15 protein-coding genes are annotated in these 17,000 nt (G+C 73.7%); 9 read left to right on the top strand and 6 right to left on the bottom strand.

Going from position 1 to position 17,000, the window contains the following annotated elements:
* Window positions 1–14: 14 nt before the first annotated feature.
* Window positions 15–1,070: a LacI family DNA-binding transcriptional regulator gene (locus ACZ45Q_RS04630; protein WP_468254799.1), complete on the bottom strand. Its 1,056-nt coding sequence runs from the start codon at window positions 1,068–1,070 to the stop codon at window positions 15–17.
* Between the two features lie 362 nt (window positions 1,071–1,432).
* On the opposite strand from ACZ45Q_RS04630, the gene ACZ45Q_RS04625 reads away from it, so the two are divergent.
* The 4 genes from ACZ45Q_RS04625 (at window position 1,433) to ACZ45Q_RS04610 (ending at window position 6,316) form a co-directional block, all read left to right on the top strand.
* Entirely contained in the window at window positions 1,433–2,794 is a 1,362-nt protein-coding gene (locus ACZ45Q_RS04625) for an ABC transporter substrate-binding protein (protein ID WP_468254797.1), read from the top strand.
* Between the two features lie 5 nt (window positions 2,795–2,799).
* Window positions 2,800–3,813 (top strand): carbohydrate ABC transporter permease, encoded by a 1,014-nt coding sequence (locus tag ACZ45Q_RS04620; protein ID WP_468255333.1) that lies wholly within the window; start codon window positions 2,800–2,802, stop codon window positions 3,811–3,813.
* A gap of 12 nt (window positions 3,814–3,825) precedes the next feature.
* Window positions 3,826–4,734, top strand: coding sequence for a carbohydrate ABC transporter permease (locus ACZ45Q_RS04615; RefSeq protein ID WP_468254794.1), 909 nt, complete (start codon window positions 3,826–3,828; stop codon window positions 4,732–4,734).
* 142 nt (window positions 4,735–4,876) lie between these two features.
* Complete coding sequence (locus tag ACZ45Q_RS04610; RefSeq protein ID WP_468254792.1) at window positions 4,877–6,316, top strand: GH1 family beta-glucosidase; 1,440 nt, start codon at window positions 4,877–4,879, stop codon at window positions 6,314–6,316.
* Between the two features lie 92 nt (window positions 6,317–6,408).
* Here the strand turns inward: ACZ45Q_RS04610 and ACZ45Q_RS04605 are convergent, their stop codons facing one another.
* The gene (locus tag ACZ45Q_RS04605; protein ID WP_468254789.1) at window positions 6,409–7,818 is read right to left on the bottom strand and encodes a sensor histidine kinase; all 1,410 of its coding nucleotides are present in this window, start codon (window positions 7,816–7,818) and stop codon (window positions 6,409–6,411) included.
* On the bottom strand, window positions 7,815–8,504 hold the full coding sequence (locus ACZ45Q_RS04600; protein ID WP_468254787.1) for a response regulator transcription factor: 690 nt from the start codon (window positions 8,502–8,504) through the stop codon (window positions 7,815–7,817). Before ACZ45Q_RS04600 ends, ACZ45Q_RS04605 begins: the two co-directional genes overlap by 4 nt.
* A 121-nt stretch (window positions 8,505–8,625) precedes the next feature.
* On the opposite strand from ACZ45Q_RS04600, the gene ACZ45Q_RS04595 reads away from it, so the two are divergent.
* Window positions 8,626–9,162, top strand: a complete 537-nt coding sequence (locus ACZ45Q_RS04595; RefSeq protein WP_468254784.1) for a hypothetical protein — start codon at window positions 8,626–8,628, stop codon at window positions 9,160–9,162.
* Window positions 9,163–9,212: 50 nt separating this feature from the next.
* On the opposite strand, the gene ACZ45Q_RS04590 is transcribed toward ACZ45Q_RS04595, so the two are convergent.
* Both ACZ45Q_RS04590 and ACZ45Q_RS04585 read right to left on the bottom strand, forming a co-directional pair.
* Window positions 9,213–10,106 (bottom strand): spermidine synthase, encoded by an 894-nt coding sequence (locus tag ACZ45Q_RS04590; protein WP_468254781.1) that lies wholly within the window; start codon window positions 10,104–10,106, stop codon window positions 9,213–9,215.
* 106 nt (window positions 10,107–10,212) lie between these two features.
* Complete coding sequence (locus ACZ45Q_RS04585; protein WP_468255331.1) at window positions 10,213–10,605, bottom strand: hypothetical protein; 393 nt, start codon at window positions 10,603–10,605, stop codon at window positions 10,213–10,215.
* A gap of 304 nt (window positions 10,606–10,909) precedes the next feature.
* On the opposite strand from ACZ45Q_RS04585, the gene ACZ45Q_RS04580 reads away from it, so the two are divergent.
* On the top strand, window positions 10,910–12,307 hold the full coding sequence (locus tag ACZ45Q_RS04580) for a hypothetical protein (protein ID WP_468254778.1): 1,398 nt from the start codon (window positions 10,910–10,912) through the stop codon (window positions 12,305–12,307).
* A gap of 216 nt (window positions 12,308–12,523) precedes the next feature.
* Here the strand turns inward: ACZ45Q_RS04580 and ACZ45Q_RS04575 are convergent, their stop codons facing one another.
* The gene (locus ACZ45Q_RS04575; protein WP_468254776.1) at window positions 12,524–13,120 is read right to left on the bottom strand and encodes a histidine phosphatase family protein; all 597 of its coding nucleotides are present in this window, start codon (window positions 13,118–13,120) and stop codon (window positions 12,524–12,526) included.
* A gap of 189 nt (window positions 13,121–13,309) precedes the next feature.
* Here ACZ45Q_RS04575 and ACZ45Q_RS04570 point away from each other — a divergent pair, with 189 nt between their 5' ends.
* The 3 genes from ACZ45Q_RS04570 to ACZ45Q_RS04560 are packed head-to-tail and all read left to right on the top strand — an operon-like array spanning window position 13,310 to window position 16,987.
* Window positions 13,310–14,293 (top strand): phosphatase PAP2 family protein, encoded by a 984-nt coding sequence (locus tag ACZ45Q_RS04570; RefSeq protein ID WP_468254773.1) that lies wholly within the window; start codon window positions 13,310–13,312, stop codon window positions 14,291–14,293.
* On the top strand, window positions 14,190–15,404 hold the full coding sequence (locus ACZ45Q_RS04565; RefSeq protein WP_468254771.1) for a hypothetical protein: 1,215 nt from the start codon (window positions 14,190–14,192) through the stop codon (window positions 15,402–15,404). The genes ACZ45Q_RS04570 and ACZ45Q_RS04565 overlap by 104 nt, the downstream gene beginning before the upstream one ends.
* Window positions 15,395–16,987: a hypothetical protein gene (locus ACZ45Q_RS04560; protein WP_468254769.1), complete on the top strand. Its 1,593-nt coding sequence runs from the start codon at window positions 15,395–15,397 to the stop codon at window positions 16,985–16,987. Before ACZ45Q_RS04565 ends, ACZ45Q_RS04560 begins: the two co-directional genes overlap by 10 nt.
* Window positions 16,988–17,000 lie beyond the last annotated feature (13 nt).

Here is a 17,000-nt window from a genome sequence, read left to right as displayed (position 1 = left end):
AATCGGCCCGCGCGTCACGACGACGTACGCGCCACCAGCTCCGTGGCCAGCACCACGTGCTGCCGCTCCAGCCCCCGGGACGCCGCCGGGCGGCGGTCCGCGATCTCCGTCAGCAGCAGGTCGATCATCGCCCGGCCCATCTCCTCTATGGGCTGGCGCACACTCGTCAGCGGCGGGTCCAGATGGCGGGCGATGGCCGAGTCGTCGTACCCGACCAGCGCCACGTCGTCCGGGATGCGCCGGCCCGCCTCCCGCAGGACCTGGCGGGCGCCCGCCGCGGTGACGTCCGAGGCGGCGAAGACCGCGTCCAGGTCGGGGCAGCGCTGGAGCAGCGCCGCCATCGCGCGCCGTCCGCCGTTTTCGGTGAAGTCCCCCGGCTCGACCAGGTCCTCGTCCACGCCCCGGCCCGCGTCCTCGAGGGCGTCGCGGTAGCCGTCGATGCGCCGCTGGGCGCCGTAGACGTCGAGCCGTCCGGTGATGTGGGCTATCCGGCGCCGCCCCCGGGCCATCAGGTGCTCGACGGCCGAGCGGGCGCCGCCGTAGTTGTCGGAGTCCACCGACGCCAGCGTCTCCCCGGCCGACCGCGGACCGCTGATCACCGCCGGTATCTCCAGCTGGGACAGCAGGTCGGGCAGCGGATCGTCGGCGTGCACCGAGACCAGCAGCACGCCGTCCACCCGGTGCGCGGCCAGGTACTGGGCGAGCCGCTGCCGCTCCCGGTCGCTGCCCGCGAAGATCAGCAGCAGCTGCATCTCGGTGTCGGACAGCTCCGAGCCGACGCCCTTGAGCATGTCGGAGAAGTACGGCTCGGCGAAGAACCGGGTCTCCGGCTCGGGGACCACGAGCGCGATGGCGTCCGTGCGGTTGGCGGCCAGGGCGCGGGCCGCCGTGTTCGGGACGTAACCCAGTTCCGCGACGGCCGCCTCGACCGCCGCCCGCGTCGCCTCACTGACCCGCGGCGAGCCGTTGATCACCCGGGAGACCGTCCCCCGGCCCACGCCGGCGCGTGCCGCCACCTCTTCGAGGGTGGGCCGGCCACCGCTCCGCCCGCGCCCTGTGTGGCTTGCCATGGGCTCCGCCTCCCGTCGAGACCCGCACTCTGCGGCCTGGCCTGGAATTTAACAGGCCGGTCGGGTCCCATGACCGGCCCCGGGCCACCACCACGGCACCGGGTGCCGCCCGCCCGGCCCCCTTGGGCCGCCAGTTAACAGGCAGATAACTGAACGCATCTCTCCGCGTCAGCTCCCTTGACACCCCCGCCCAGAGCTAGGACTCTTCAACACATCACCTGTGGGAGCGCTCCCACACTACTCGGCACGTACACATCCCGCACGTTCCCCGCCCGAGCCGCAGCGACGAACGATGATGAAGCAACGGGCCCAACCATGCAGTTGGCCGGGGGGTCGGCACGTCAGGGCAACAGGAGGACGCAATGCGAGCAGCACGTACCCTCCCCCTCTCTCGACTTCGTTCGAGCGGGGGGACCCCCATCGCCCGCAAGGCGGTGGTCATCGCGGCCGTCGCATCGCTGGGCGCCGGGCTGCTGGCCGGCTGTGCAGACGACGGCGGCGACGAGTCCGGCTCGTCGTCGGGCGGCGGTGAGGGCAAGACCACGATCACGATGGGCCTGTTCGGCACCATGGGCTTCAAGGAGGCCGGGCTCTACGAGGAGTACGAGAAGCTCAACCCCGATATCAACATCGAGGAAAACGTCATCGAGCGGAACGAGAACTACTACCCCGCTCTGGTCAACCACCTCACCACCGAGAGCGGCCTCCAGGACGTCCAGGCCATCGAAGTCGGCAACATCGCCGAGGTCGTGCAGACCCAGGCGGACAAGTTCGTGGACCTGGCCAAGGTCGAGGGCGTGAAGCCGGAGAACTGGCTGGACTGGAAGTGGAAGCAGGGCGTGACCGCGGACGGCAAGGCGGTCGGACTCGGCACCGACATCGGTCCGATGGCCATCTGCTACCGCAAGGACCTCTTCGAGAAGGCCGGGCTGCCCACCGACCGCGAGGAGGTCGGCAAGCTATGGGCGGGCGACTGGAACAAGCTCGTCGAGACCGGTGAGAAGTACAAGGAGAAGGCCCCCGACGGCACCGTCTTCATGGACTCCCCCGGCGGTCTGCTCAACGCCGTCCTCAGCAGCGAGGAGGAGAAGTTCTACAACTCCTCCGGCGAGGTCGTCTACAAGGACAACCCCGCCGTGAAGGACGCGTTCGACCTGACCGCCAAGGCCGCGGAGGCCGGGCTGCTCCAGGCGCAGACGCAGTTCCAGCCGGCCTGGGACACCACGATCTCCCAGGGCAAGTTCGCCACCGTCGCCTGCCCGCCGTGGATGCTCGGCTACATCAAGGGCAAGTCGCAGGCGGACGCGGCCGGCAAGTGGGACGTGGCCCAGGCGCCCAAGGCAGGCAACTGGGGCGGCACCTTCCTGGGCGTGCCGAAGAGCGGCAAGAACGTCGAGGAGGCGCAGAAGTTCGTCGCCTGGCTGACCGCGCCGGAGCAGCAGGCCAAGCTGTTCGCCGTGCAGGGCAGCTTCCCGAGCGCGCCGGGTGCGTACACGCTGCCGCAGGTGACGGGCGCCAAGAACGACATGACCGGTGAGGCGCCGATCGGCGAGATCTTCGCCAAGGCCGCCGAGGCCATCCCGGCGCAGGTGATCGGCCCGAAGGACCAGATCATCCAGCAGGGTCTGACGGACAACGGCGTCATCCTCGTCACCCAGGGCAAGTCTCCCGAGGAGGCCTGGGAGAACGCCGTGAAGACCATCGACAACAACCTGGACAAGTGACCGGAATGGCAACCGAGCACGACACCGCCGCGTCCCCCGTCAAGGGGGGCGCGGCCCCGGGCCGCCGGCCTCCGGACGGTGCTCTGTCCCCGGAGGCGGCGAAGAAGCGGGAGAGGCTGTCCCGCCGGTGGCAGCGCGACATGCGCTGGAGTCCGTACGCCTTCGTCACGCCGTTCTTCCTGCTGTTCATCGCGTTCGGGCTGTTCCCCCTGCTGTACACCGGCTGGGCCTCGCTGCACACGGTGGAGCTGACCGCGCCCACCGACATGGAGTGGGCGGGCCTGCACAACTTCACCCGGATCTTCGACGACGAGTTCTTCTGGAACGCGGCGTGGAACACGCTGATCATCGGCGTCATCTCCACGGTGCCGCAGCTGATGATGGCGATGGGCCTGGCGCACATCCTCAACTACCGGCTGCGCGCCTCGACCTTCTACCGCGTGATCATGCTCGCGCCGTACGCGACCTCGATCGCCGCCGCCTCCCTCGTGTTCGTGCTGCTCTTCGGGCGCGACTACGGGATGATCAACTGGGCGCTGGGGTTCGTCGGCATCGACAACATCGACTGGCAGAACGACCACTGGGCCTCGAAGATCGCCGTCTCCTCGATCGTGATCTGGCGCTGGACCGGCTACAACGCGCTGATCTACCTGGCGGCGATGCAGGCCATCCCGCAGGACCTGTACGAGTCGGCGGCGCTGGACGGCGCCAACCGCTGGCAGCAGTTCTTCCACGTCACGCTGCCCTCGCTGCGCCCGACGATCCTGTTCACCGTCGTCGTGTCGACCATCGGCGCCTCGCAGCTGTTCGGTGAACCGCTGCTGTTCGACGCGAACAAGGGTGCCTCGGGCGGTGCCCAGCACCAGTTCCAGACGCTCGGCCTGTATCTGTACGAGCAGGGCTGGGTCAACCAGCACCTGGGCCGCGCCTCCGCGATCGCCTGGACGATGTTCCTGATCCTCATCGTGATCGGCATCGTCAACTACGTCATCTCGCGCCGGCTGCGCGCCAGTAGTTAAGGAGAACCGGCCGTGACGACGACCCTGACGAAACCTCCGGCCGAACCGGCGCCCCCGCCGCCGAAGCGGCCCCGGCGCTCGAAGTCGGCGCGCGCGGGCGGGCAGTTGCACGCCGGTCCGATCGCCTACGTCATCCTCGCCCTGTTCACCATCGGCTCGCTCTTCCCGCTGGTGTGGACGGCGATCGCCGCGTCCCGCGACAACCAGCGGCTGGCGCAGACCCCGCCGCCGTTCTGGTTCGGCTCCAACCTGTTCGACAAGCTGGAGGTCGCCTGGACGGACGCCAACCTGGGCGAGGCGTTCCTCAACACCACCATCGTGGCGGGCATCTCGTCGCTCACCATCGTCTTCCTGTCGACGATCGCCGGGTTCGCCTTCGCCAAGCTGAAGTTCAAGGGCCGCGGCGCGCTGATGCTGATCGTGGTCGGCACGATGATGGTGCCGCCGCAGCTCAGCGTCATCCCGCTGTACATGATGGTCGCCAAGCTGGACTGGACCGACCAGCTCCAGGCGGTGATCTTCCCGTCGCTGGTGAGCGCGTTCGGGGTGTTCTTCATGCGGCAGTACCTGCTCCAGGCCCTGCCCGACGAGATCATCGAGGCCGCGCGGGTGGACGGCGCGAGCAGCTGGCGCGTGGTGTGGCACGTCGTCTTCCCGACGGCGCGGCCCGCGATGGCGGTGCTGGGCATGCTGATGTTCGTGCAGGTCTGGAACGACTTCCTGTGGCCGTTCCTGGTGCTGACGCAGAACGGCAACCCCACCGTGCAGGTCGCGGTGGCCGGCCTGGGCCGCGGCTACACCCCCGACCAGGCCCTCATCATGGCGGGCGCGCTGCTCGGCACCCTGCCGCTGCTGCTCGTCTTCGCGATCTTCGGCAAGCAGATCGTGGGCGGGATCATGCAGGGCGCCGTCAAGGGCTGACGCCCCGGTCACCCGGGGGCCGGGCCGCTGTCGCCCCGGCCCCCTCACGTCCCACTCTCCTCCCCCACTCCTTCCCCCCTCCTGTGCCGCCGGTGCCCCCGTGGCCCGTCGGTCTTCACGAACCTCCATTGGGAGCGCTTCCATGCCTGAGTCCGCAACGCCGGTGTCCCCGGTGACCTTCCCTCCCGCCTTCCTGTGGGGCGCCGCGACCTCGGCGTACCAGATCGAGGGCGCGGTGCGGGAGGACGGCCGCACCCCGTCGATCTGGGACACCTTCAGCCACACGCCGGGCAAGACGGCCGGCGGCGACACCGGTGACATCGCTGTCGACCACTACCACCGCTACCGCGACGACGTGGCGCTGATGGCGGAGCTGGGCCTGAACGCCTACCGCTTCTCCGTCTCCTGGCCCCGGGTGCAGCCGACCGGCCGGGGGCCCGCGGTCCAGCGCGGTCTGGACTTCTACCGGCGGCTGGTGGACGAGCTGCTCGCGCACGGCATCAAGCCGGCCGTCACCCTCTACCACTGGGACCTGCCGCAGGAGCTGGAGGACGCGGGCGGCTGGCCGGAGCGGGACACCGCGTACCGGTTCGCCGAGTACGCGCAGATCGTCGGCGAGGCGCTCGGTGACCGCGTGGAGCAGTGGATCACGCTCAACGAGCCGTGGTGCAGCGCGTTCCTGGGCTACGGCTCCGGGGTGCACGCCCCCGGCCGTACGGACCCGGTGGCGGCGCTGCGCGCGGCCCATCATCTGAACCTGGCGCACGGGCTGGGCGCGACGTCCCTGCGCGCGGCGATGCCGGCCCGCAACTCCGTGGCGCTCAGTCTCAACTCCTCGGTGGTGCGCCCGCTCTCGCAGCGGCCGGAGGACCTGGCGGCGGCGCAGCGCATCGACGACCTGGCCAACGGCGTCTTCCACGGGCCGCTGCTGCACGGCGCCTACCCGGAGTCGCTGCTGTCGGCGACGGCCTCGCTCACCGACTGGGCGTACGTCCAGGACGGCGATCTGGCGGCGATCCACCAGCCGCTGGACGCGCTCGGCCTCAACTACTACACGCCGGCCCTGGTCTCGGCGGCCGACACCGACGCGCGTGCTCCGCGCGCCGACGGCCACGGGGCCAGCGATCACTCGCCGTGGCCGGGGGCGGACGACGTGGCGTTCCATCAGACGCCGGGCGAGCGCACCGAGATGGGCTGGACGATCGATCCGACCGGCCTGCACGAGCTGATCATGCGCTACACCCGGGAGGCCCCGGGCCTGCCGCTGTACATCACGGAGAACGGCGCCGCCTACGACGACAAGCCCGACCCCGACGGCAGGGTCCACGATCCCGAGCGCATCGCCTACCTGCACGGCCATCTGTCCGCGGTCCGCCGGGCCATCGCCGACGGCGCGGACGTGCGCGGCTACTACCTGTGGTCCCTGATGGACAACTTCGAGTGGGCGTACGGCTACGACAAGCGGTTCGGCGCGGTCTACGTCGACTACGTCACCCTCGAACGCACCCCGAAGTCGAGCGCCCGGTGGTACGGGGAGGCGGCCCGGACGGGGACACTGCCTGCGGTGGAGACGGCGGAGTAGGAGACGACGGCGGGGTGGGCGACGGTGGGGGGACCTGCGTCCGGCCCCCGCCTCGCCGGTCCCCATGCCCCGGCCCCCGGGTCACGGTGCGCTCAGGGAAGCGACCGGGAGCGATTGAGCGTGGGCATCAGGCGGGGCTGCCGGCGGCGCACCGGGCCCCGGTGGCCGCGCCGGGCCGGGGCGGACCGGCCGTCGAGCTGGATCCAGATGCGCACCTCGGTGCCGCCCAGCACGGACGAGCCGATGCGCACGTCCCCGCCGGTCGACTCCGCGAGCCGGCGCACGATGTCCAGGCCGAGGCCGGTCGAGCCGTCGCTGCCCGAGCCCCGGCCGCGCGCCATCGCCGCCTCGGGGTCGGGGATGCCGGGTCCGGCGTCGGAGACGAGGACGATCACGGCGTCCTCGCCGTTGTGCAGGTCGACGGCGAAGGCGGTGCCCTCGGGGGTGTGCCGGAAGACGTTGCCGAGGAGGGCGTCCAGGGCCGCCGCCAGGTCCGCGCGGGCCACGGGTATGCGCACCGGCCGGTCGGCGCCGGCCACCCGCCACTTGCGGCCCTCGTCCTCGGCGAGCGCCGACCAGAACGCCATCCGCTCGCGGACGACCTCGGCCGCGTCGCACCCGGCGCCGGGTCCGGCCGCGGCCGTCCGCGGCTTGGCGTCCCGCGCCGTGCGGATGATGGTGTCGACCTCGCGCTCCAGCTGCTCGACGGCGGCCCGGGTCTGGTCGGCGGCCGGGCCGTCGCCGAGCGAGGCCGCGTTCAGCCGGAGGACGGTCAGCGGAGTGCGCAGCCGGTGCGACAGGTCCGCGGCCAGTTCCCGTTCGTTGGCCAGGAGCTGGACCACCTGGTCGGCCATGGAGTTGAACGCCACGGCGGCGAGCCGCAGTTCGGTCGGCCCCTGCTCGGGCACCCGGGCGCCGAGCCTGCCCTCCCCCAGTTCCCGCGCGCCCTTCACCAGGCGCTGGGCGGGCTGCACCATGCGCACCCCCAGCCGGTCGGCGACCGCGACGGAGCCGACGATCAGCGCGGCGCCGACCGCGGCGAGCACCGCCCAGGCCGTGCCGACGCCGTTGGTGACCTCGGACTCGGGGACGTAGACCTCGACCACGGCGATCTCGCCGGTGCTGAGGGCGACCGGCTGGAGCAGCGTGGACCCGCCGGCGACCTCCGTGGTGGAGGCGCGGCCCATGGCGCGGACGGCCGCGATGTCCTCGTCGGTGGCGCGCTGCCGCCCGATGTCGACCCGGTCGCCGTCCTGGCCGGAGGCGGGTATGTGCACGGCGAGGCCGGCGGCGCCGGAACCGGCGGCGGCGACGACCCGCTCCAGCTGGTCCCGGTCGGTGGTGATGGACAGGGCGGGAGCGACCGCCGCCGCCTCCCGCTCGGCGCTGGAGAACGCGCGGTCGCGGGCCATCTCGCGGATGACGAGCCCGAGCGGGACCGCGAAGGCCACGACGACCATCGCGGTGACCGCCAGCGACACCTTGACCAGGGCCCACCTCATCGCGGCGGCTCCAGCTTCACCCCGACCCCGCGCAAGGTGTGCAGATAGCGGGGGCGCGCGGCGGTCTCGCCCAGTTTCCGGCGCAGCCAGGACAGATGGACGTCGATGGTCTGGTCGTCGCCGTACGACTGCTGCCACACCTCCGCGAGCAGCTCCCGGCGGGGGACGACGACGCCGGGGCGGCGGGCCAGGAAGGCGAGCAGGTCGAACTCGCGGCGGGTCAGGTCCAGCCGGACGCCGTCCAGCTCGGCCTGGCGGCGCAGCGGGTCGACGGTGAGGCCGCCCACCCGGAGCACCGTCGCCGGCGGTGCCTCGCCGGTGCCGGACCGGGCGCGGCGCAGCACGGCCGCCATCCGGGCGGACAGGTGCTCCACGGAGAACGGCTTGGTGAGGTAGTCGTCCGCCCCGGCGTTCAGCAGCCGGACGATCTCCGTCTCGTCGTCCCGGGCCGTGGCGACGATCACCGGCACGTCGGTGATGCCGCGCAGCATCTTCAGGGCCTCGGAGCCGTCGAGGTCGGGCAGCCCGAGGTCCAGGACGACGACGTCGAACGGGAAATGGGCGACCTCGCGCAGCGCCTCCAGCGCCGTCCCGACACTGCGCACCGTGTGCGCGGCGTCGGTCAGGTGCCGGATGAGCGCCGAACGTACGAACTGGTCGTCCTCGACCACGAGAACACTTGCCATGGGCCGCACCGTACGCCATGCGGGCGAGCCCGGTGCGGGCCTGTGGACAACTCCGGGCCGCCCGCCCCGGCGTACCCACGCGGGCGACACGCGAGGGACGGGTGGGGCAGTATGGCGGGCGATGCGCAGAGGACTCGTACACGTACTGGCCTGGCTGCTCGCCACGGGCGCGGCGGTCACGCTGTCGTGGTGGGGCGTCCACACGGTCATGGCGGGCACGGCCTACGACCCGCCCCGCGCCCTGCCCATCAGGGCCGCCGAGGCCACCGCGCAGGGCTCGCAGCCGCCGTCCGCCACGGCCCGTCCGTCGGCCGGGCGGTCGCCGTCGCCGTCGCCGTCACCGAGCGGGACGCCCCGGCGCGAGCCCGCCCCGACGCCGTCCCGTACGCCGGGCACCACCGCGCCCGGGACCCCCGGCCCGACCGCCGCCGCCTCGGGCCGGGTCGAGGGCTACGACACCGACGGCGGACGCGCGGTCTTCGACCTCGGCAGGGCCTCCGCGACCCTGGTGTCCGCCTCGCCGGCGGCCGGCTGGTCGATGCAGCTGTGGAAGACGGAGTCGTGGATCCGGGTGGAGTTCACCTCGGGCGCGGACCGGGTGTCGGTGTTCTGCACCTGGCACGACGGACCACCACGGGTGGAGATCGGGAGCTACTGATCCTTCGGCGGCCGGCCGTGGCCCAGCAGAGCCGACCCGGCCGCGGCGTCCTACTCGAAGACGGAGGCCGGCGCCGCCGGTGAGGCCACCGCGACGGCGTCCGTCACGGGTGCCGCGCCGCCGGTGAAGTCGGTCAGCGCCCGGCCGTGCTCCACACGCGCCGGGTGCGGGTCGGAGGCGGCCCGGCGGGTGAGCTCGGCGACCGGCAGGGGGTGGCCGGAGGCGACGAGGACGGCGTTGCCGAAGCGTTTGCCGCGCAGCACGGCCGGGTCGGCGATCACGGCCAGTTCCGGGAAGCGGGCGGCGGCGGTGGCGATCTGGCCGCGCAGGTGGGCGAGAGGCGGTCCGTCGGCGTGGTTGGCGGCGAAGACCCCGCCGGGGGCGAGCGCCCGGCGGACCTCGTCGAGGAACTCGGCCGACGTCAGATGGGCCGGGGTGCGGGTGCCGCTGAACACGTCCGCGACGACGAGGTCGGCCCAGCCGTCCGGCACCTTGGCGAGCCCGGCGCGCGCGTCGGTGGCCCGCACCCGGACGCGGGCGCCCGCGTCCAGCGGCAGTTCCCGGCGGACCAGCTCGACGAGGGCGGCGTCCCGCTCCATGACCTGCTGGGTGGAGCGGGGGCGGGTGGCGGCGACGTAGCGGGCGAGGGTGAAGGCACCGCCGCCCAGGTGCACGGCGCGGACGGGCCTGCCCGGCGGCGCGGCCAGGTCGATGACGTGGCCGATGCGGCGCTGGTACTCGAAAGAGAGGTGGGTGGGGTCGTCGAGGTCGACGTGCGACTGCGGGGCGCCGTCGATCAGCAGGGTCCAGGCGCGGGCCCGGTCCCGGTCGGGCACCAGCTCGGCCCGCCCGCCGTCGACGTCCGCGACGACGGCCGCCGCGGCGCTGCGCCCGCGCCGTGAGCGACCGGTCCCCGCCTGGCCGGTCTTCCTGGACTTTCCCATCGGTCCATTATCAAGGGCCGCCACGGCCGTGGAGCCGCGGCGGTGGAGAGGCGGAAGCGGACCGCGGGCGGGACGGCGCCGCGGGTGCCGGCCGGGGTGACGATCCTCAGCGGCAGTTGTCCGCGGCCTTCAGCAGCCGGGCCGCCTCGCCGAGCGCGGCCCGCAGCACCGCCGGGTCGGTCGCCGGGTCGGCCTCGCCGGGCGGCACCAGCCAGTCCGAGCCCTCCACCGGAGGGCTGGGGGCGAGCCTGGTGCCGTGTCCGTCGGTTCTCGTGCACGTGCTCCCCGGCACGTCCCACGCGGCGGCCGTACCCGGCGGGACCAGGAAGCCGAGCGTGTCGCAGCCGTCGTCGTGCAGCACCGGCCCCACCGCGTCGCCGGCTCCGCGTCTGAGGATGTCGACGGCCTCCAGCCCCTGGCGCGTCGGCACGGTCACCACGTCACACGCGTCGCAGGCACTCAGGGAACCACGGGGACTGCTGATCCGTCCGGCATCCATCCCGGCCTCCACCACGACTCCTCCTAGGACGAGCAGCCGGGAGTCGGGGGCCTCCCGGTCCACCCTGTCCAACGCGGTGAACCGTCAACGGCTACGGCGCAAGTGGGCCGCAAAGGATGGCACTTCATGGCAGATCACGGATGAGATATCCGGTTTGTAGCCAAACACCGCGTGGCGGGTCCGTCACAGCAGGTACGTTCTTGCTCGCCGGAAACAGGGCGGCAAACGGGCCGATGATGCCGGTACCCGGACAACTCGCCCCGACTCCGGCATGGTTCGACGGTTCGCACGAGAGGGCCCGGCCATGGCGTCGTCAACGGTGACCTCCTCGCAGCCCGAGCGGCCACCGCAGCCGAACCTCGTCTTCCGGCAGTTGCGCGGACAGCGCTCGCCGGGCGAGTTCGCGGCGGCCGTCCGCCGGGCCGCGCGGGAGATCGGCGAGCGCGTCAGCTGTGACGCGCGCTACATCGGCCGCGTCGAGTCGGGTGAGATCCGCTGCCCCAACTACGCGTACGAACGGGTGTTCCTGCACATGTTCCCCGGCCGCACGCTGACCGATCTGGGGTTCGCGCCCCGCTCGTCGGTACGGGGGCGCCGGGGGCGCGTGAGCGGTGAGACACGCGCGGCGCCCGGGACGTATGACTCGCCGGACCCGTTCATCACGCACGACAACTTCGAGGAGAGCGACGTGCTGCGTCGCGCATTCATGACCGGCGGGGGCGCCACGGTGGCCGCCGCCACACTGGGCCCCCTGGGTCTCGCCAGGGAGGCCACCGCGGTTGCGGGCCAGGTCCGCCGCCCCGGGGCGAGCGACGCGGGCGCCCTGGAGGAAGCCGTCCGCCGGATCCGGCTGCTGGACGACCGGCACGGCGCCGACGGCCTCTACCGGCGCGCGGCGGCCCCGCTGCGCGCCGCGTACGCGCTGCTGGACGCCGGGGCGACCCGGCAGGCGACGGCGGACCGGCTCTACTCCGGCGCCGGTGAACTGGCCATCTCCGTCGGCTGGCTGGCCCACGACTCCGGGCGCTTCGACGACGCCCGCTCGCATTACGCGGAGGCGCTCGCGACCGCCCGGATGAACGGGGACCCGGGCCTGGAGGCGCACGCCTTCTGCAACACGGCGTTCCTCGCGCGGGACGCGGGCCGGCCGCGCGAGGCGGTACGGGCCGCGCAGGCCGCGCAACGCGCCGCGCGCCCGCTGGGGTCGGCCCGTCTGATGTCCCTGCTGGCGCTGCGCGAGGCGGGCGGCTGGGCGGGGCTGGCCGACCGGGCCGGCTGCACGCGGGCGCTGGCCCGGGCGCAGGCCCTCTTCGAGCGAGGCCCCTCGGACGCGGACCCCGAGTGGATGAGCTTCTACGGGCGGGCCGAGCTGGAGGGGCTGGAGGCGCAGTGCTGGTCGACGCTGGGCGACTGGCCGCGGGCGGCGCGGCACGCGCGGCGGGCCGCCGATCTCCAGGACCCGCACTTCACCCGGAACATCGCGCTGTACTCGGCCGAGCTGGCCGACGATCTCGCGCGCGGCGGTCGTCCCGACGAGGCGGCGGCGGCCGGGATGCGGGTGCTGGATCTGTTGGGGGAGGTGCAGTCTTCGCGGGTGCACACGATGTTGGGGGGGACGGCGCGGGTGCTGTTGCCCCACCGGCGGGCTTCGGGGGTGTCGGCGTTCCTGGAGCGCCATGAGGCGCTGCCGCGGCCGGTGTGAGCATGTGAACGTGCGTTCGCTTGAGGCGGGGGGCGTTGCGCAGCCCGGCGGTGCGGGGTGCCTCCCCCAGAGGGGGCGCCCCCAGCGCCCACCAGTGCCGCCCTGGGGGCACCTCCCAGGCCGTTCAGGCACTGGGGAGGCACGACTGCCCGCAGCTGCGGCGGCGCGAGTGCGCGCGGCTGCGGCTGTGGCAGCGCGGGTGTCCGGTGGCTGCGGCTACGCCGGGAGGTGGCCTATGTCGTTCCAGTTTTCGATGGCCGGTTCTCCGTAGGCCCAGCCCAGGACCGACAGTGACGTCGGGTTCAGGCGTATCCGCGCCGCGAAGTCCAGCGGCAGGCCCAGCCAGCGGGCGCCGATGGAGCGCAGGATGTGTCCGTGTGCGAAGACCAGCACGTCGCGGTCGGCGGCACGGGCCCACGCCACCACCTCGTCCGCACGTGCGGTGACGTCCGCCAGGCTCTCCCCCTCCGGGACACCGTCCCGCCAGATCAGCCAGCCCGGCCGGGCGGCCTGGATCTGGGCCGGGGTCATGCCCTCGTACGCCCCGTAGTCCCACTCCATCAGCGTGTCCCAGGTCTCGGCGCGGTCGCCGAACCCGGCGAGTTCGCACGTCTCACGCGCACGTACGAGCGGGCTGGTGCGCACCTCGGCGCCGGGCAGGCCGTCGAGCGGCGCGCGGTGCAGCCGCTCGCCGAGCAGCTTGGCGCCCCGGCGGCCCTCGTCCAGCAGCGGCACATCGGTCCGCCCGGTGTGCTTGCCGGACAGCGACCACTCCGTCTGTCCGTGCCGGGCCAACAGGATGCGCGGTGCCATGGAGGGGGCCTTCCGGAAGAAATGTCGAGCGGAACCCCTCCATCATCGCGCACGCTGTGCAGGAGCAACCCGGGGGGCGATCCCGGCGTCTATCAGGGCCGGGGGCGCACCGAGAGGAGGGCGCCCGTACGCCGTAGAGTGACACGCCCGGCTCCGCCGGGGCCCGGGACGAAGGGGGAGGGCGATCGGATGCGGGACACCGAGATACCGGGCACCGAGGCGACCGCCCCGCGTGCCCGGCCGCGTTGGTGGGCCGAGCTGCCGCTGATCGTCCTCGTCTACGCCTGCTACTCGGCCGGCCGTCTGCTCGTGCGCGGCGACGTCTCCGACGCCGTCGACCACGGCCTGGCGATCCTGCGCATCGAGAAGGCCCTGTACCTCAACGCCGAGCACCCGCTGAACCGTCTCTTCACCCGTGAGCCCTGGCTCGGGATACCCGCCGACTTCTGGTACGCGTCGCTGCACTACCTGCTGACCCCGGCGCTCCTGGTGTGGCTCTTCCGGTCCCGCGCGGTGCGCTACCGCGCCGCCCGCACCTGGCTGATGACCTCCACGTTCATCGGCCTGATCGGCTTCACGCTGCTGCCCACCTGCCCGCCCCGGCTGCTGGACGCCGGCCACGGCTTCGTCGACACCATGGCGTACTACAGCGCGTACGGCTGGTGGGGCGGCGAGGCGAGCGCGCCTCGCGGACTGGGCGGGATGACCAACCAGTACGCGGCCATGCCGAGTCTGCACGTCGGCTGGGCACTGTGGTGCGGCGTGATCCTGTGGCGCTACGGCGGCACGCGCGTGGCGAAGACGGCAGGTGTCGTCTACCCGCTGGTGACCACGATCGTGGTGATGGGCACCGCCAACCACTACTTCCTGGACGCCCTCGCGGGCGCCGTCGTGATGGGCGCGGGTCTGCTGCTGACGCCGTACGTCATGCGGTCCGCGGACCGGCTGTGGGCGGCGGTCGCCGGACTGGCCCGGAAGGAGCGCGGGGGCACGGCCGCCACGCCGGTCGCACCGGCCCCGGCCGACGCCGGTTCCCCGTTTGTCAGTGCCGGATGCCAGACTTCCGCGGGTGAGCGAATTCCACGGCAGCGCGACCAGCGGTTCCCGTCCGGAGCCGAGCCGGACACCGCACCCGCTCAAGCGGGGGACGGCACTCCGGCACCGGCTCGCTGAACTGCGTGGCCCCGACGTACCGGCCAAGGCGCTGGACGCCCGCGCCCTGGCCGCCCTCGCGGCGAACCCGGGTTGCCGACGGCGGGCGATCCTCGACGGCGCGGGGGTGAACAAGGCCGCACTGGCGAGCGCGCTGGGCGCGCCGTCGGTCTTCGGGCAGTCCCAGTTCGCGTTCGTGCGGGGCAACGCGTTCGAGGCCCGGGTCAAGGCGGACGGCGGCGCGGAGCTGCTGCGGCTGGTGCGCGAGAAGCTGGACCGGGGCGCCGGGCCGGCCGAGGGCGCGGCGGTGCCCGACCTGTCCGCGACCGGCCCGGAGGGGCGCGCCGCGCGGACGGCACTGGCGCTGCGGGAGGCGACGGCGTCCGGCGGCTGGACGCTGCTGGACCACCCGATGCTCGCCCTGGACGTCGCGGGCTCGCCCACGTTCCTGGAGCCGGACGCGGTGGTGGTGCACCCCGACGGCAGCTGGACGGTCGTGGAGATCAAGTCGTTCCCGATGCTGGACGGCTCCGCGGACCCGGCGAAGGTCGGCGCCGCGGCCCGGCAGTCGGCGGTGTACGTGCTGGCGCTGGAGGAGGTGGCCCAGAAGCTGGACCCCGCCCCGGCCGTCCGGCAGCGCGTCCTGCTGGTCTGCCCCAAGGACTTCTCCAACCTGCCCGCCGCGTCCGCCGTCGACGTGCGCAAGCAGCGCGCGGTGACCAGGCGCCAGCTGGACCGGCTCACCCGGATCGAGGAGATCGCCGACGCCCTGCCCGAGGGCACGTGCTTCTCCCCCGGCCTGCCCGCCGAGGAGCTGACGGCCGCGGTCGAGGCGGTCCCGGCGACGTACGCGCCGGAGTGCCTGTCGGCGTGCGAGCTGGCCTTCCACTGCCGCGCCCGCTCCCGCGAGGCCGGTGCGGTGACGGGCCTGGGCCGGCCGGTGCGGGCGGAGCTGGGCGGTCTGGCCACGGTGGACGACGTCCTGGCCGCGGCCCACGGCGAGGCCGGCGACCCGGACGACCCGGCGGTGGCGGCGCTCCGCCGGGCGGCGGCCCTGCGGGCGGAGGCGCTCCGGTCGGCGGGGACGGCGGCGTCGGGAGCCGCGGTCACGGAGGGGGCGGCATGTCGCTGATCACCACGCTCGCCCGGCTGGAGGCCGTGCGCGCGGGCCGTGCCCAGCCCGCCGCCACGGTCCGGCACCGGCACCTGTCCGACCGGCCGCTGGTGTTCGTGCCGCTCACCACCGCCGGTGAGGCCGGCGCCCCGCTCGGCGCCCTGGTCGGCACCGACCGGGACGCGCCGCGCCTGCTGGTGGTGCCGCAGCCCCGCGACCGCGACCTCCGGTTCGCGTTCCTGGCCGAGCTGGCGGACGTGGTCCTGCCGTACGTGGAGTCCTGCGCCGAGGCGGTGGAGACCGCCGAGCGCACCGAGACCTACCCGGACACCGGCAAACGGGTCAAGGTCGAGGTCGACCTGTGCGCGGACGCCGCGCAGCTGATCGTGCCGAGCCGGGCCGGCATCGAGTTCGTCCGGCTGCTCGGCCGCTCCATGCGCTTTCGGCGCACAGCGGAGCAGGACCCCGAGGCGCCGCACCCGGCGCCGCCGCGGGTGCCGCTGCTCGGCCGCTGGCTGACCCACTACGGGGAGCGGGCGAGGGTGCCCGGCTCCTCGCTGCTGCTGGCCATGACCGAGCTGCTGGGCCGGCACTGGGCGACCGGCCAGTCGACGCTGGAGGACCAGCACCTCGGGGCGCTGCTCGCCTGGATCGACCCGCCCGAGGGCGCCTCGGGTGCCGAGGAGGCGCTCAGGGCCGAGCTGGCGCGGGACGCCGACGGCCAGTTGCTGTGCCCGCCCGCGGGACCGGCGACCGACCCGGCCTTCGACAACAAGCGGCTGGCTCCGGCCGTCGAGCGCTACGACCGGGCCCGCACCGCGCTGGCCGCCGCCGAGGACGGGCTGGAGGCCGACGAGCGGCTCGGCGCGCTGACCGCCGCCGAGCGGGAGATCCGCACCCTGGTCGCGGAGCACACCCGGCCGGCCTGGGAGGCGGTGTGGCGGGGCCTGGACCTGCTGCGGGCGCTGCCCGAGGGCGCGCACGTCGAGGAGCGCTGGACCCGGGACCGCTGGTCGTTCACCGGGCACCGGGACCGGATCGCCGCGGGCGAGCCGCCGCAGCCCCGCCGTGACGACGCGGTGACGGCGGCGAACAAGCTGGCCACCCGGGAGCGCGAGCAGGCCCGGCTGGAGGCGCAGGAAGCCCTGGACGACCCGCTGGTGATGGCCGGGCGGCGGCTGGCCGGAGAGGCGTTCGCGGGCGAGGTCACGGACGTGGTCATGACGTACACGGAGAGCAGACGGCCCAGCCCGCGCCCGCTGGTCACGGTCCGCACGGACGACCGGCCGCACCTGGCCGAGGGGGCGCGGGTGTACCGGTCGCTGGCCGGCAGGCCGCAGGCCGCGGAGGTCGCCGGGCAGGAGGGCGAAGGGCTGCTGGTCCTGCGGATCGTCGACAGGATGGGCCGCGGCCGGGAACCGGAGGACGGATCGGTGCCGGAGAAGGGCGACCTCGTCTGCTTCACGCTCTTCGAGCACGAGCAGCGCGGTGGCCCGAGGCTCCCCGACCCGGAGCAGACGCCGTGGACCCATGGCGGGCCGCCGGGCGAGGACCCGGTTCCCGAGCCCGCCGACCCGACGACCGAGGAGGACGTCCTGTGACCGCGACCGCCGA

The sequence above is a fragment of the Streptomyces sp. NPDC031049 genome (genome assembly GCF_055571015.1).
This window is presented reverse-complemented; position numbering and strand designations above follow the sequence as displayed.